Genomic DNA, 14,859 nt, shown 5'->3' with positions numbered 1-14,859 from the left:
GTGCCTCCTTCACGCCCTGCCCAGAGCGGGTCCATCCGCGTAGACTCCGCGCGTGGCCAAGGTAACCAGGGATGATGTGGCGAGACTGGCGGGAACGTCCACCGCCGTAGTCAGTTATGTCATCAACAACGGACCCCGGCCGGTCGCCCCGGCCACGCGCGAGCGTGTCCTCGCCGCGATCAAGGAGCTGGGCTACCGGCCCGACCGGGTCGCCCAGGCGATGGCGTCCCGGCGTACGGATCTCATAGGCCTGATCGTGCCGGACGCGCGCCAGCCGTTCTTCGCGGAGATGGCGCACGCCGTCGAACAGGCCGCGTCCGAGCGCGGCAAGATGGTGCTCGTCGGGAACTCCGACTACATCGGCGAGCGCGAGGTCCACTACCTGCGGGCGTTCCTCGGGATGCGCGTGTCCGGGCTGATCCTGGTCTCCCACGCGCTGAACGACAACGCCGCCGCCGAGATCGATGCGTGGGACGCCCGGGTCGTGCTGCTGCACGAGCGGCCGGAGGCGATCGACGACGTCGCCGTCGTCCTCGACGACCTCTCCGGCGCGAAGATCGCCGTCGAGCATCTGCTGGGGCACGGATACCCCTACGTCGCCTGTATGGGCGGTACCGCCGACACTCCCTCCGTGGGCGACCCGGTCTCCGATCACGTCGAGGGCTGGCGACGGGCCATGGAGGAGGCCGGGCTCCCCACCGAGGGACGGCTCTTCGAGGCGCCGTACAACCGCTACGACGCGTATCAGGTGGCGCTCGGGGTGCTCTCCGGGCCCGATCGCCCCCCGGCGATCTTCTGCTCCACCGACGACCAGGCGATCGGTCTGCTGCGGGCCGCGCGCGAGCTGCGCATCGACGTGCCGGGCGAGCTGGGGGTCATCGGGTTCGACGACATCAAGGAAGCCGCGCTCGCGGATCCGCCGATGACGACGATGGCGTCGGACCGCTCGGCGATGGCCCGGGCCGCGGTGGATCTGGTGCTGGACGACGGACTCCGGGTCGCGGGGTCCCGCCGGGAGCGGCTGAAGGTGTTCCCGTCCCGCTTGGTCGTACGACGGTCCTGCGGGTGCGAGTGACCTCTCGGGGCAACTCTCGGGGCGCCTCTCTTAAGAGCGTCTGAGAACACCTGGCCGGAGGCCAGCGGCGGCTTTATATCGGGCATACGAGGTTCTGCCGGGCTTCTCAGGGAGCACTCAGGGAGCTCTCATGGTGGGGCGACAAGCTCGTTGTCATGACCGAGAGCTTCCGCCGCGACGGCGAGTACGAGCAGTACGAGACCCCCTCCCAGGGCGCCCAGCAGCACGCTTCCTCGCCCGTGAACCCCGAGTGGCCGCCCCCGCCGGCCCAGCCGCCCGTGACGCCCGCGCAGCCCGCGGCACCGGTTCAGCAGCCGGTCGTCGAGCCGACGACCGTGTGGCCGGGCGGGCAGCAGCAGGCTCAGCCCGCCGCCTTCGCCTCCCACGGCGGCGGTTCGTACGGCGGTGACGGCAGCGGCGGCGGGACCGCTCTCCTCACCGCTCCCCCGGCCGCGCCCGCGACCCCCGCCCACAAGAAGCGCACCCGCGGCCCCCTCGCCCTCCTCGCCGCCGTCGCGATCGTCGCCGCGGCGATAGGAGGCGGCACCGCCTACGGCATCCAGGAACTGACCGGCAGCGACGCGGTCACCTCCAGCAGCACCAGCACCAGCGTGGTGCCGTCCTCCGCCAAGGGCACGGTCGCGGGGGTCGCCAAGGCGGTCAGCCCGAGCATCGTCGAGATCAACGCCACCTCGAACGCCGGTGAGTCCACCGGCTCCGGCGTGATCATCACCAGCGACGGCGAGATCATCACCAACAACCACGTCATCTCCGGCGCCACCACCATCAAGGTGAGCACCAGCGACGGCAGGACCTACACCGCGAAGGTCGTCGGCACCGACAGCAAGAAGGACCTCGCCCTCATCAAGCTGGAGAACGCCTCCGGCCTGGCCGTGGCCACCCTCGGCAACTCCGACGGCGTCCAGGTCGGCGACGAGGTCGTGGCGATCGGCTCCCCCGAGGGCCTCACCGGCACCGTCACCAGCGGCATCGTCTCCGCTCTCAACCGGGATGTCACCGTCGCGACGGACGAGGGCCAGGATCAGGGACAGAGCCAGGGCGGCGGCAACGGTCAGTGGCCGTTCGAGTTCGGCGGCCAGCAGTTCAACGGCGACACCGGTTCGTCCACGACGACGTACAAGGCCATCCAGACGGACGCCTCCTTGAACCCGGGCAACTCCGGCGGCGCGCTCATCGACATGAACGGCAACATCATCGGCATCAACTCCGCGATGTACTCCGCCACTTCGGACTCCTCGACGGCCGGCAGCGCGGGCCTCGGCTTCTCCATCCCGATCAACACCGTCAAGTCCGACCTGGCCACGCTGCGGGCCGGCGGCGCCGACAACTGACACACCCCCTGACCTTGGCAAGGAGTACGTCATGATCAAGCAGGTTTCGCACCCGGTGGCCGGCACCGACCCGGCCGGATTCACCCTGGCCCTTGAGGTGGCGTACGAGCTGCACCCGCCGGTGACGCGGGCGCCCGAGGTGGCGTCCGTGGCGGTGGCCCGCCGCGGGGTGAGCGCCGCCCGCAGCCGCCGCCGCAGCGCCGCACGCGGCTGAACCCCGCCCTTAACGCACCGGCCGGGAACCATGCGAGGCTGAAAGCGTTCACTGTCCTCAGCCCCCTGCCGTCCCACCGCACCCGAGGAATCGCCAGCCATGAGCCCCGCCGAAGGCGACCGTGACCCCCAGCGCATCCTGATCGTCGACGACGAGCCGGCGGTGCGCGAAGCACTCCAGCGCAGCCTCGCCTTCGAGGGCTACGACACGGAGGTGGCCGTGGACGGCGCGGACGCGCTCGACAAGGCGACCGCGTACCAGCCCGACCTGGTCGTCCTCGACATCCAGATGCCCCGCATGGACGGGCTCACCGCCGCCCGGCGCATCCGCGGCGCGGGCGACACGACCCCCATCCTGATGCTGACGGCCCGCGACACGGTCGGTGACCGGGTCACCGGGCTCGACGCGGGCGCCGACGACTATCTGGTCAAGCCGTTCGAGCTCGACGAGCTGTTCGCCCGGGTCCGTGCGCTGCTGCGGCGCAGTTCGTACGCGGCGGCGGCCGGTGCGGGGTCCGTCGAGGACGACGAGGCGCTCACCTTCGCGGACCTGCGGATGGATCTCGCGACGCGTGAGGTCACGCGTGCGGGGCGGCCCGTGGAGCTGACCCGTACCGAGTTCACCCTGCTCGAGATGTTCATGGCCCACCCGCGCCAGGTGCTGACCCGGGAACAGATCCTGAAGGCGGTGTGGGGCTTCGACTTCGAGCCGTCGTCCAACTCGCTGGACGTGTACGTGATGTACCTGCGCCGCAAGACGGAGGCGGGCGGCGAGCCGCGGCTCGTGCACACCGTTCGCGGCGTGGGGTATGTGCTGCGGCAGGGTGGCGCGGAGTGAAGAGGGTCGTACGGCGCTACCGGTCCCTGCCGATCCGGTCACGGTTGGCGCTGCTGGTGGCGGCGGCGGTGGCGTTCGCGGTGGCGGCGGTATCGGTGACCTGCTGGTTCATCGTGCAGGGGAAGCTGTACGAACAGTTGGACAAGGACCTGCAGCGCGGCACGGACGGACCTCAGCAGGTGCGGCAGATGCAGCAGGCCCAGTTCGCCCTCGACAACTGCTCGCAGACCTCGCAGGGCACTGGTGTCTTCCGCGGCAACTACACCCAGGTGGTCACGGAGAGCGGGAAGGTCTGTGTCTTCGGCGACTCGGTGGGCACAGTGGAAGTCGCCCGAGCGGACGAGAATGCGATCAAGAACGCGGACCGAGACAAGCTCTACTTCCGCAATGGCACCGACGACGACGGCGACGCTGTACGGGTGATGACCCAACCGCTGGGAGCCACCGTCACCCAGACAGGGGAGACCGGTCCCAAGGTCGGGATTCTCGTTGCCGTCTCCCTGAAGAGCACCCAGTCCACCCTCAACGACCTCGCCCTCATCCTCCTCCTCGTCTCCGGCATCGGAGTCCTCGGCGCCGGTGCCGCAGGCCTCTTCGTCGCCCGCGCCGGTCTCCGCCCCGTCGACAAGCTCACCGAGGCCGTCGAGCAAGTGGCACGCACCGAGGACCTGAACATCCGCATCCCCGTCGAGGAGGACGCCGAGGACGAGGTCGCACGCCTGTCACGCTCCTTCAACTCGATGACGAGCTCCCTCGCCAGCTCCCGTGAGCTCCAGCAGCAGCTCATCGCCGACGCGGGTCACGAGCTGCGCACCCCTCTCACCTCCCTGCGCACCAACATCGAGCTCCTCACCCGCAGCGAGGAGACCGGCCGCCCCCTCCCCGAGGCCGACCGCAAGGCGCTGCTCGCCTCCGTCAAGGCGCAGATGACCGAACTGGCGTCTCTGATCGGCGACCTGCAGGAGCTGTCCCGCTCGGAGGGCCAGCGTGGTGAGCGGGTACAGGTCGTCGCGCTGGAGGACGCCGTCGAGTCGGCCCTGCGCAGGGCACGGCTGCGGGGCCCGGAGCTGACCATCGACGCCTCGCTGGAGCCCTGGTACACCCGGGCCGAACCCGCCGCACTGGAACGCGCCGTGGTCAACATCCTCGACAACGCCGTGAAGTTCAGCCCCGAGGGCGGCACGATCGAGGTCCGGCTCAACGAGGGAGTCCTCACCGTCCGCGACCACGGCCCCGGTATCCCCGCCGAGGAACTCCCGTACGTCTTCGACCGCTTCTGGCGTTCCCCGTCGGCCCGCGCCCTGCCCGGCTCCGGTCTCGGCCTCTCCATCGTGGCCCGCACGGTCCAGCAGGCCGGCGGCGAGGTCACCCTCGGCCACGCCGGAGGCGGCGGCACGATCGCGACCGTACGACTGCCGGGGGCGCCGACTCCGCCGCCGGAGGCTCCCGCCGCCGTACTGTGAACGCCAAGCTGTCGATGTCCTGTCAACCCTCACGCGTTCTCGACCCTACTCACGGGTTCTCTGCCAGCTTCCTGAGTTGTCGAACAGGTGCCCCACGCATCTGTCCTCAGCACTCAGGAGTGAAGAACCCCCCATGCGTTTGTTTCGTACATCGACTCTGAAGAAGAGCGTCCTCGCCGCCGCGTCCGCGGCCCTCGCCGTCACCGGGCTGCTGGCCGGTTCGGGGACCGCTCAGGCGGCCGGTCCCGGCGGGGCCCAGAACGTCCGGGGCGTGGACCCCGGGAACACCGACGTCATGCTGGACCGGCTGTGCAGCCAGGAGACCAGCCTGACCGGGGTCTACGGCGCGCTCAACGTCGACACCGGCGAGTTCAAGACGCAGGACGAGTACCTGCGGGATGTCGTCGGGCTGTGGGTGCCCGCCGGGCCGTGGGAGCTGTTCCGCGGCTGGTGCGGGTACGCGCAGTCCTCGACCTGGTCCGTGAAGGGCGAGCCCGTCCGCACCTCCGAGTGGACCGGCAACCACGGCACGACCGAGGACAAGGTGACCTTCGTCAGCGGGTACAGCACCAAGACGTTCGCCAAGAAGAGCGTCGGCGCCAGCATCAGCCTCTCCCTGGCCAAGAGCATCTTCTCCGGAACCGTGGGCGGCACCGCCGGCTACGAGTGGGGCTGGGAGAAGACCTCGTCCTTCGAGCGGCGCAGCGAGAAGTCCATACCGCCGTGCACCCAGGTGGCGACCACCTGGACGCCGTACCAGCGGGTGGTCCGCGTGAACCCGGTGTTCTACGTCGAGGACTACCAGTGGAACAAGGGCGACGGCGAGGTCACCGCGCACACCTGGCGTGGCCGGGACGCGAGTTGGAAGACGATCTACTCGTACGGCTACTACATCGACGGCACCTCCGACAAGCTCCTGCCCAACGGCCAGCCCGACGGCCGTGAGGACAAGTGGCAGGAGAACCTCGACCCGAAGTCCTGCGCCCGGTAGGCGCATTCGGGCGGCAACCTTCCGTGCGGGGGCGGCGACTGCACTGCGGTCCATCCCCCGCACGGAACGGAACCGCAGATGAGTGAGACACGCAGCAAGGCCCGCCACCGCAGAAGGAAGACGGCCCTGGCGGTCGGTCTCCCGCTGGCTCTGAGCGCCGCCGGAGTCCTGGGCTACGGCGCCCTGCCCGGCGCCCAGAGCCGGGCGTCCGCCGCCACCACCGCCGCTCCGGCCTGGGTCACCGCCACCGCGGACGGCTTCGCCTCGGTCAACGCGCTCGGCCAGAACGGGACCTACGGCGGCCGGGACGGCCAGATCGTCACCGTGAAGACGCTCGCCGACCTGGAGAAGTACGCGACGGCGAGCGAGCCGTACGTCATCGTCGTCGCCGCGACCATCACCATGGACCCGGTCGGGAAAGAGATCAAGGTCCAGAGCAACAAGACCATCGTCGGGTCCGGGACCTCCGGGCAGATCGTCGGCGGCGGCTTCTTCCTCGGCTCCGGCGTGCACAACGTGATCATCCGCAACCTCACGATCCGGGACGCCTACCAGGGCGTGTGGAACGACAAGGAACACGACTTCGACGCCATCCAGATGGACGGCGCCCACCACGTGTGGATCGACCACAACGACCTGCGGCACATGGCCGACGGACTCATCGACGTCCGCAAGGACAGTACCTATGTGACGGTCTCCTGGAACAAACTCAGCCAGGACAACAAGGCGTTCGGCATCGGCTGGACGGAGAACGTCGTCACCGACATCACCATCCACCACAACTGGATCCGCGAGACCGAGCAGCGGAACCCCTCCACGGACAACGCGGCCCACGCGCACCTCTACAACAACTTCCTGGAGGACGCGGCCGGGACGGACATCAACTCCTCCTACGGCAACTACTCGCGCGGCGCGACCAGGATGGTCCTGGAGAACTCCTACTTCCAGGGCTTCAAGAACCCCGTCATCAAGGACAGCACCGCGAGCATCGTCCAGAAGGGCAACACCTTCGTGGGGACGAGCGGGCGCAACGAGAGCGGGGGCACGGCCTTCGACCCGAAGACGTACTACGCCTACACGCTCGACAAGACGGCCGACGTACCGGCGCTTCTCAAGTCCGGTGTGGGGCCGCGCAGTTCGATCGGTACGACGGCGACCGCGTCGACGAAGGCCGCCGCCGCGACCACGCTCACCGTCGCCAAGGACGGCAGCGGGCAGTTCTCGACCGTGCAGGCCGCGGTGAACGCCGTACCGGCGAACAACCCCTCGCGCGTGGTGATCTCGGTGAAGCCGGGGACCTACCGCGAGCTGGTCAAGGTGCCGTCCAACAAACCGCACGTCACCATCCAGGGGTCGGGCGGCAGCCGTAACGACACGGTGATCGTCTACAACAACGCGTCCGGCACCCCCAAGCCCGACGGCTCGGGCACCTACGGCACCGGCGGCAGCGCCACCGTCGCCGTCGAGGCCGACGACTTCCAGGCCCGCAACCTGACGATCTCCAACGACTTCGACGAGGCCAGTCACCAGGACATCGCCAACCAGGCGGTCGCCCTGCGCACCGCCGCCGACAAGGTGTTCCTCGACGGGGTCATCGTCAGCGGCGACCAGGACACGCTCCTCGTGGACACCGCGGCCAAGGACAAGCTGGGCCGGGTCTACATGACCAACTCCTACGTCATCGGCAACGTCGACTTCATCTTCGGGCGGGCCACCGCGGTGATCGACAAGTCCGTCATCACGCTGAAGAAGCGCTGGAACGGCACCTCGGCCGGTTATGTCACCGCGCCCAGCACCGCCGCGGGCCGCAAGGGCATCCTCATCGCCAACTCGACGGTGAACGGGGACGTCTCCTCCGCGAGCTTCTACCTGGGCCGCCCCTGGCACGCCGGCGGTGACGCGAGCCTCGACCCGCAGACCACGGTCCGCAACACGTCGTTGAGCGCCGCGATCAAGTCCACGCCGTGGACCGACATGAGCGGCTTCTCCTGGAAGGACGACCGGTTCGCGGAGTACAAGAACTCCGGTGCCGGCTCGGGTGCGGCGAGCAGCAACCGGCCGCAGCTGACCGACGCGCAGGCCGCCGGCCAGGAGGTCGCGGACTGGCTGGGCGACTGGACGCCGAGCAGCTCCTGACCTGGCGTTTCACCCGCTTTCCGCTCCACTGTCAGACCCTCGATCTAGGCTGGTTTCCGTAGATCAAGGTGTCGGACGGGGGAGCGGAAAATGGTGCGTATCGAAAGGCATCGGGTCGGCGAGGCGGCCGTTTCGGCGGTGCGGAAGGACTTCGCGAACAGGATCGGTTCGCAGGTCCACTCCATGTCCAAGGCCGGCCCGGTGACGGCGTGGGAGTGGTGGCTGATCGCCCAGGAGTTCGTCGAGTATCTCGGCGCGCTCTCGGTGGAGACCCCCGATCTGCACTCCCCCGAGGCGAAGGCGGTCCTGGAGGACGCCGCCGAGGCGGCCGCCGGAGCGGTGGCGTACGCGGCGTACTTCCCCCGCGACCACTTCGAGGTCTTCCTCACCTACCCGAACTGGGGCCTGGTGTACGACCGCGAGACCGGCGGCACCCCGGAGCCGGTCACGGCCGCCAAGTGGCTGGACGCCTTCTGCCTGGCGATCCTCGCCGAGAAGACCCAATGGCACGGCGAGGCCTTCCACTTCGCGCGCGAGGCCCCCCAGCGGGGCCGCTCCGGCCACCCCGACGCCGAACTGATCAACGGCTTCATGGCCTGCGTCCTCGGCGACACCGACGACGACGGCGTCACCTGCCCGCCCTCCCGCAAGCAGAAGCTCACCGCGCTCGACGCGGCGCTCGACCGGGTCCGGGCCCGGGAGACGGAGACCGGCGAGCACCTCGCCAACCAGGCCTACGGCCTCGGGCTGCAGGCGCTGCGCGCGCTGACCGCGGGTGACCGGCAGGGGTTCGACGACGCGGTCGTACGACTGCTGCGGCCGCTGACCGGTACTTCCGGGCCCGGAGCACGTCCGGGCAGTCTTCTCCCCCTCCTCCCGATCGCCCTGACGGCACTGGCGCACCGCGAGGAGGGCTGGCCGCCGGCCGCCGACAGCGACTATCTGCCAGACGCGCTGGTCACCGGTTTCAAGGCCACGCCGCCGCGGGTGGGGCCCTACGGCCGGGACCGCCGTCCGGACGCGGTGGCCGAACTCGCCGAGGGGGTGGTGGAGTTCGGGCGGTTCCTGGAGCCGCGTCCCCTGGACCCGGACAGCGAGGAGCAGTTCGAGCGGTACACCCGGGACGCCATCACCCCGATGCCCGGCAAGTCGCTCACCACCTTCGGGCTGGCCTACGCCGTCACCTATCAGGAGCTCCTGTTCCGGACCCGCGCCTCGCACTCGCCCGACGCGAGCGACGCCCAGCTGGAGAACCTGCGGCTGGCCGCGGAGCTGGGGGCCGCGTTGTTCCGTACGACACTGGCGGAGCCCGGTACCGACGTGCCGGTGACGATCGACGGCAGGACCGTGACCTACCCCGCCTGCCGGGACGAGGACGCCGGGCCGGGCGCCTGGCACCGGGCGGTGCACTTCGCGCTGGTCACGGGCCGGCGGGAGCATCTGGCGCCGCTGGTCCTGGCGGGGCCGGAGCGCGTCGGCCCCGACCGTTCCGCGTCGGCGTCCTACCGGCGGGCCCTGCACGCCTATCTGCGCGGCGAGGACCCCGAGCCCGCCACGGACCTGGCGCTGCGGGACGCCGGGAAGGCCCGCGACCAGGGTGTCCTGCCGCCGCCCGCGGTGCTCTTCTCCCAGCTCGTGGAGGGTGACGAGGAGAGTTTCAACCTGGCCCTCCTGGACGCTCTCACGGCCCACCGCGACCACTACGCCGTCGCGGACCGCCCCACCGACCCCGACGCCGCTCTGAGCCTCGAGATCCTGGGCCTCGTCTGTCACGCCCGTCGGCGGGGCTGGGAGATCAGGGTGCGGTCGCCGTATCTGCCGGCCCGGATCGTGGGGGCGGCGGAACCGTTCTGAGGTGTACGGCCCGCGCGTCAGCGCCTGAGGACCACCGTGCCGTCCAATTTAAAGGGCGGACATCTACGGACCGACCGCCAGTCCGGAGCCCTCGATGCGCACCCGGATTCCGTCCTTCGCCACGCGGACGTCCCTCAGCCGCAGGTCACCGCTCGGCGGCTCCGGCAGCCGGAAGCCGAGGGAGAGGCGGTCGGCGAGGACCGGGCGGGTCAGCCGGGAGAGGGCATCGAGAAGCGCCGGGTCCAGGCCCAGGCGGTCCAGGAGCTCGGGGTGGGCCAGGGCCAGATCGAGGAGGTTCAGGCGCATGGCCTGCCGTACGAACTCCGGGCGGCCGGTCAGACGGGACAGCGCGGTGTCGGAGCGCCGCGCCTCACGCACGGTGGCGTCGGGCACGCCCAGCGCGCGCACGACGGACGGGACCGCCAGCAGGGCCCTCGCCTTACGTGTCTCCCGGGCGACGGCCGCGGCGGACTCACGGGTCAGATGCAGGCCCTGTGAGGCGCGCGTGCCCGGCCGGTAGGTCGCCAGCTCCCCGATGTCCAGGCGCATCCCGCCGATCCGGGTGTCGACGCCCCGCTCTCCGTCGCGCGCCACGCGCACGTCGGCCCGCAGCCTCAGGTCGTGTCCGGCGACCGGAAGAGTTCCGCGCACGGCGACCCGGTCCCGGCCGGCCCCCGTGAACGTCACCTGGGACGCGCCGAGTTCACGGTTCATGTCGGCGAAGGAGAGCAGGACGTCACCGTCGAGCCGGGGAACTCGCGCCCCGCGCACGGAGGTCGGCCCGTCCCCGTCGAGCCGTATGTCATGGGCCGTCGCCGACACCGCGGCCAGCGTGACCCGGTCGGCCGCCACGTCCGGGACGGTCACCCTGACCGAGTCCAGGCGCTTGCCCACGAGTTGCGGCAGGAACGGGAATCCGTCGATCTCCACCTCGGGCGCCGCGGTCAGCCGCAGCCGGTCCTTGAGGGTGTCCGCGGCCCGGTGCTCGGCGTAGAGGACGGCCCAGCGGTCGGCGAGGGTGAGGAAGGCGGCGAGCACCAGCAGCGACGCGACCGCCTTCAGCGCGAACGGCAGGCCTGTGAAACGGCCCCGCCGACGTCGCCCGGTGCGGCGGTGGGTGGTCGGCGGGGCCGGGGGTTCTTCGTACGGAACGTCATATGGGTGGGGATGCGTGGGTATGTGGTGGGGGGAACGCATCAATCCATCCGATCATGCGTATGCCCCCCACCCGCAACCCGTACCGGGGTGGTGCGACTCAGCTCACGATCTCTACTGCACGATCGCGATCCGGTTCGCCGTCGGCGGTGCGATCGGAGCGCTCGCCGACGAGTTGGCCGTCAGGTACTCCACGAGAGCGGCGAGGTCGTCGCCGCCGACGAGGTCGTTCGTGCCCTGGCCCAGCGTGGTGATGCCGTCGCCGCCGCCCGCGAGGAAGCTGTTGGTCGCGACGCGGTAGGTGGCCGCCGGGTCGATGGCCGTTCCGTTCAGCTTCACGGAGTCGACGACGATCCGGTCCGCGCCGGTCTTCGTCAGGTCGAGCGTGTAGGTGAACCCGGTGGACGGCAGCAGGATCTTCGGCGAGGCCGCGTTCGACCCGCTCACCTGCTCCTGGAGCACCTTGATCAGCTGGGCCCCGGTGAAGTCCTGGAGGTTCACGGTGTTGGAGAAGGGCTGCACGGTGAAGCCCTCGGCGTACGTCACCACGCCGTCGCCCTCGGTCCCCTTGGCCGCGTAGGTCAGGCCCGCCCGGACACCGCCCGGGTTCATCAGCGCGAGATCGGTCCCGGGGTCGAGCTCCTTGCCGTACGCGAGTTGCGCGTCGGCGATCAGGTCACCCATCGGCGACTCGGTGCCGGTGCTCGGGATGTCGGCGGAGATGTAGCCGACCGCGCGGTTGCCGATGGGCGCCGCGAGGGTGTTCCACTTGGCGATCAGCTCGGTCATGTCGGGCGCCTTGGCGACGGTCCGGGTGACCACGTGGTTCGCCGACTTCACGGCCGTACGGGCGATGTCGCCGGTGAACCGGTCGTACGTCAGCGTCGTGTCCGTGTAGATCCGGCCGAAGGAGGCGGCCGAGGTGACCATGCGGGGCTTGCCCGACGGGTCGGGGATCGTGCACACGTACGCGGCGTGCGTGTGGCCGGTGACCAGGGCGTCCACCGACGGCGAGATGTTCTTGGCGATGTCGACGATCGGGCCTGAGATGCCGTCACCGGCGCCCGGGGAGTCACAGTTGTAGTTGTAGGCGCCCGAGGCCGGCAGCCCGCCCTCGTGGATGAGGGCCACGATCGACTTGACGCCCTGCTTCTGCAGCACCTTGGCGTACTTGTTGATCGTCTCGACCTCGTCCTTGAACTTCAGGCCCTTGACGCCCTCGGCGGAGACGACACCCGGGGTGTCCTCCAGGGTGACACCGATGAAGCCGACCTTGACGTCCTTCTTCTTCCACACCCAGTACGGCTTGAGGATCGGCCTGCCGGTCTTCTCGTCCAGGACGTTGGCCGCGAGGTAGGGGAAGTCGGCGCCCTCGAACTCCTCGTTGTTGTAGCAGCCGGCGGTGGGATGACAGCCGCCGTTCTGGAGACGGCCCAGTTCCCTGGCGCCCTCGTCGAACTCGTGGTTGCCGACGGACGTGACGTCCAGGTCGAGCTTGTTCAGCGCCTCGATGGTGGGCTCGTCGTGGAAGAGACCCGAGATCAGCGGCGACGCGCCGACCATGTCACCACCGGCGGCGGTGATGGAGTACCCGTTCGCCTTGCGCGCCTCGCGCAGATGGGTGGCGAGGTACTCGACACCACCGGCGTCGATCGTCTTGGTGGTCCCGTCCGCCTGGAGCTCGGTGACCCGGCCGGAGGAGCCGGACGGCGGCTCCAGGTTGCCGTGCAGGTCGTTGAAGGACAGCAGCTGGACGTCCTGGTAACGGCTCGGCAGCGGCTTGCCGTGCTTGCTGTCGTGCGCGCCGGCCGGCAACGCGGCGGCGAGGGCGCCGACCGTGGCGAGACCGGCGGCTGCGGCGACCAGACGGTACGTACGACGTCTGAGACGACCGGCGTCCGACTGGCGCGGCTGGGATATGGCTGGCATACGCCCCCCTGAGCTTCTGCTGAATCCGGTGAACCCGGTGGATCCGGATGAGGAAGTGCCCCCGTCCCGGCGCAGCCTAGGGTCAACGCGCGTAGCGCGACAGAGGTTTCGTGGTTACATCCTGGTTGCTTCTTTGCCGCCGCTTTGCCCGGACCTCCCCTTACCCTCGTAGCCATGACCAGCGACGACATCGGACGCCCCGGCATCTCCCGCTCCATCGAGACCCTTTCGGCGCTCTCGCCGGAACAGACCGAGGCGGTCCTCCAGCTCCTCGCCGAGGCCGCGCACGACGACGGCCAGCAAGCGGTGTCCGAACAGGGCAGGCTGCAGCTGCGGGGCGGTGCCCGTGAGGGCGTGTCCCATCTGCTGCTGCAGGTCGGCGACGAACTGGTCGGCTACGCCCAGTTGGAGGACACCGACCCGGTGGAGGCCCCGGCGGCGGAGCTGGTCGTCCACCCGGCCCACCGCGGCCACGGCCACGGCCGCGCCCTGGGCGCGGCCCTGCTCGCCGCCTCCGGCAAGCGGCTGCGGGTGTGGGCGCACGGCGGCCACAGCGCCGCCCGGCACCTCGCCCAGGTCCTCGGCCTGACCCTGTTCCGTGAACTACGGCAGATGCGCCGCCCCCTGACCGGCATGGAGCTGCCCGACCCGGTGCTCCCGGCGGACGTGACGGTCCGTGCCTTCGTCCCCGGTGAGGACGACGCCGCCTGGCTCGCGGTCAACGCGGCCGCATTCGCCCACCACCCCGAGCAGGGCTCCCTGATCCAGCGTGACCTGGACGACCGCAAGGCCCAGTCCTGGTTCGACCCCGAGGGCTTCTTCCTCGCCTTCCGCGACGGCGAACTGGTCGGCTTCCACTGGACCAAGGTGCACGCGGCCGAGCAGCTCGGCGAGGTCTACGTCCTCGGCGTCCGCCCCGGCACCCAGGGCGGCGGCCTCGGCAAGGCCCTCACCACGATCGGCCTGCGCCACCTCGCCGCCCAGGGTCTGCCGACGGCGATGCTGTACGTCGACGCCGACAACAAGGCGGCGGTGTCGGTCTACGAACGGCTCGGTTTCACGACGTACGAGACCGACCTGATGTACCGCACGGAGACGTGAGGACCGAGGGGACTGAGCGCGCTCGTCGCGCTGGCCCTCACCGAGCGGATCTCCGACGCCTACGTCGAGTTGTACGACGCCGTACGGTCAGTGCGCCAGGCGTGATCTGAGGCCGCGCAACGGCTCCACCGCGCAGGCCGCTCCCAGCAGGACCGCGCCGGCCAGCACCACGGCCCACCGCTGGTGCGCCGCCGCCCAGCCGGGGTCCCCCACCAGGACGAACAGGTCCCAGCGGGCCGGGAGCAGGTGGGGGGCGAGGAGGGCGAGGGTCAGCAGGCCCGCTGCCACCGACGGGCCGGGCCGGGGCTCGTCGGTGAAGCGGACCGCGACCGCCGCGGCGGCCAGGGCGAGGGCGGCCGTCGCCGCGGCCTCCAGGGTGACCGCGCCGACCGGGGGGCGGGCAGGTGCCGGCAGGAGGCTCAGTGCGGCCGTCCACCACAGCGCGGCGACCGGCACCACCAGCGCGACCCGCAGTCCGGTCCGGACCCAACGCCGGGTGGGGACGGGGGTGGTGAGCTCCCGGGCCGGATCGTCCAGGAGGAAGGTCAGCCCCAGGGCGAAGACGAGCGCGGCCGCCCGGAGGAGGGCGAGACCGAGCCACGCGTCGAGCGTCCCGGACAGCAGCCGCGGCAGACCGGCCACCAGCAGTCCCACGACCGCCCCGGCACCGACCGCCCGCCACGGCACGGTCCGCGCCACGGCCACCACCAGCGCCGAACTCACACCTCGCGGCGTTCTCCCCGGCCCGGCAC

12 protein-coding genes are annotated in these 14,859 nt (G+C 70.5%); 9 read left to right on the top strand and 3 right to left on the bottom strand.

Going from position 1 to position 14,859, the window contains the following annotated elements; all coding sequences use genetic code 11:
* Positions 1 to 52 precede the first annotated feature (52 nt).
* From M2157_RS25430 to M2157_RS25395, 8 genes are all read left to right on the top strand, one after another.
* Positions 53 to 1,075 carry a LacI family DNA-binding transcriptional regulator gene (locus M2157_RS25430; protein ID WP_280858550.1) on the top strand — a complete coding sequence of 341 codons (1,023 nt, stop codon included), beginning with the start codon at positions 53 to 55 and terminating at the stop codon, positions 1,073 to 1,075.
* Between the two features lie 155 nt (positions 1,076 to 1,230).
* Positions 1,231 to 2,427: a trypsin-like peptidase domain-containing protein gene (locus tag M2157_RS25425; protein ID WP_280866284.1), complete on the top strand. Its 1,197-nt coding sequence runs from the start codon at positions 1,231 to 1,233 to the stop codon at positions 2,425 to 2,427.
* Between the two features lie 31 nt (positions 2,428 to 2,458).
* A complete protein-coding gene (locus M2157_RS25420; protein WP_280866283.1) occupies positions 2,459 to 2,641 on the top strand; it encodes a hypothetical protein in 183 nt (60 codons plus the stop codon).
* A 99-nt stretch (positions 2,642 to 2,740) separates the two neighbouring features.
* Complete coding sequence (locus M2157_RS25415) at positions 2,741 to 3,478, top strand: response regulator transcription factor (protein WP_280858552.1); 738 nt, start codon at positions 2,741 to 2,743, stop codon at positions 3,476 to 3,478.
* The gene (locus tag M2157_RS25410; RefSeq protein ID WP_280858553.1) at positions 3,475 to 4,941 is read left to right on the top strand and encodes a HAMP domain-containing sensor histidine kinase; all 1,467 of its coding nucleotides are present in this window, start codon (positions 3,475 to 3,477) and stop codon (positions 4,939 to 4,941) included. Before M2157_RS25415 ends, M2157_RS25410 begins: the two co-directional genes overlap by 4 nt.
* A 133-nt stretch (positions 4,942 to 5,074) precedes the next feature.
* Positions 5,075 to 5,932: a hypothetical protein gene (locus M2157_RS25405; protein ID WP_280858554.1), complete on the top strand. Its 858-nt coding sequence runs from the start codon at positions 5,075 to 5,077 to the stop codon at positions 5,930 to 5,932.
* Between the two features lie 78 nt (positions 5,933 to 6,010).
* On the top strand, positions 6,011 to 8,068 hold the full coding sequence (locus M2157_RS25400; RefSeq protein ID WP_280866282.1) for a pectinesterase family protein: 2,058 nt from the start codon (positions 6,011 to 6,013) through the stop codon (positions 8,066 to 8,068).
* Positions 8,069 to 8,158: 90 nt separating this feature from the next.
* Positions 8,159 to 9,922, top strand: coding sequence for an immunity 49 family protein (locus M2157_RS25395; protein ID WP_280866281.1), 1,764 nt, complete (start codon positions 8,159 to 8,161; stop codon positions 9,920 to 9,922).
* Positions 9,923 to 9,985: 63 nt separating this feature from the next.
* Here M2157_RS25395 and M2157_RS25390 read toward each other — a convergent pair whose 3' ends face one another.
* On the bottom strand, positions 9,986 to 11,119 hold the full coding sequence (locus tag M2157_RS25390; protein WP_280858558.1) for a DUF2993 domain-containing protein: 1,134 nt from the start codon (positions 11,117 to 11,119) through the stop codon (positions 9,986 to 9,988).
* A gap of 72 nt (positions 11,120 to 11,191) precedes the next feature.
* Positions 11,192 to 13,006, bottom strand: coding sequence for a bifunctional metallophosphatase/5'-nucleotidase (locus M2157_RS25385; protein ID WP_280866280.1), 1,815 nt, complete (start codon positions 13,004 to 13,006; stop codon positions 11,192 to 11,194).
* Between the two features lie 174 nt (positions 13,007 to 13,180).
* Between M2157_RS25385 and mshD the strand changes: the two genes are divergently transcribed.
* Positions 13,181 to 14,107, top strand: coding sequence for a mycothiol synthase (gene mshD / locus M2157_RS25380; protein WP_280866279.1), 927 nt, complete (start codon positions 13,181 to 13,183; stop codon positions 14,105 to 14,107).
* 87 nt (positions 14,108 to 14,194) lie between these two features.
* Here the strand turns inward: mshD and M2157_RS25375 are convergent, their stop codons facing one another.
* A complete protein-coding gene (locus tag M2157_RS25375) occupies positions 14,195 to 14,830 on the bottom strand; it encodes an ABC transporter (protein ID WP_280866278.1) in 636 nt (211 codons plus the stop codon).
* Between the last annotated feature and the right edge of the window lie 29 nt (positions 14,831 to 14,859).

The sequence above is a fragment of the Streptomyces sp. SAI-127 genome, assembly GCF_029894425.1.
In the GTDB taxonomy this organism is placed as follows: domain Bacteria; phylum Actinomycetota; class Actinomycetes; order Streptomycetales; family Streptomycetaceae; genus Streptomyces.
Note: the sequence above shows the minus strand (reverse complement) of the source record. Positions and strands in the feature narration are given on the sequence as shown.

What these genes read in the sequence shown, in the direction of transcription:
- M2157_RS25415 (WP_280858552.1), top strand. Translation starts at nt 2,741, where the DNA reads ATGAGCCCCGCCGAAGGCGACCGTGACCCCCAGCGCATCCTGATCGTC.
- M2157_RS25385 (WP_280866280.1), bottom strand. Translation starts at nt 13,006, where the DNA reads ATGCCAGCCATATCCCAGCCGCGCCAGTCGGACGCCGGTCGTCTCAGA.
- M2157_RS25425 (WP_280866284.1), top strand. Translation starts at nt 1,231, where the DNA reads ATGACCGAGAGCTTCCGCCGCGACGGCGAGTACGAGCAGTACGAGACC.
- M2157_RS25420 (WP_280866283.1), top strand. Translation starts at nt 2,459, where the DNA reads ATGATCAAGCAGGTTTCGCACCCGGTGGCCGGCACCGACCCGGCCGGA.
- M2157_RS25405 (WP_280858554.1), top strand. Translation starts at nt 5,075, where the DNA reads ATGCGTTTGTTTCGTACATCGACTCTGAAGAAGAGCGTCCTCGCCGCC.
- mshD (WP_280866279.1), top strand. Translation starts at nt 13,181, where the DNA reads ATGACCAGCGACGACATCGGACGCCCCGGCATCTCCCGCTCCATCGAG.
- M2157_RS25390 (WP_280858558.1), bottom strand. Translation starts at nt 11,119, where the DNA reads ATGCGTTCCCCCCACCACATACCCACGCATCCCCACCCATATGACGTT.
- M2157_RS25395 (WP_280866281.1), top strand. Translation starts at nt 8,159, where the DNA reads ATGGTGCGTATCGAAAGGCATCGGGTCGGCGAGGCGGCCGTTTCGGCG.
- M2157_RS25400 (WP_280866282.1), top strand. Translation starts at nt 6,011, where the DNA reads ATGAGTGAGACACGCAGCAAGGCCCGCCACCGCAGAAGGAAGACGGCC.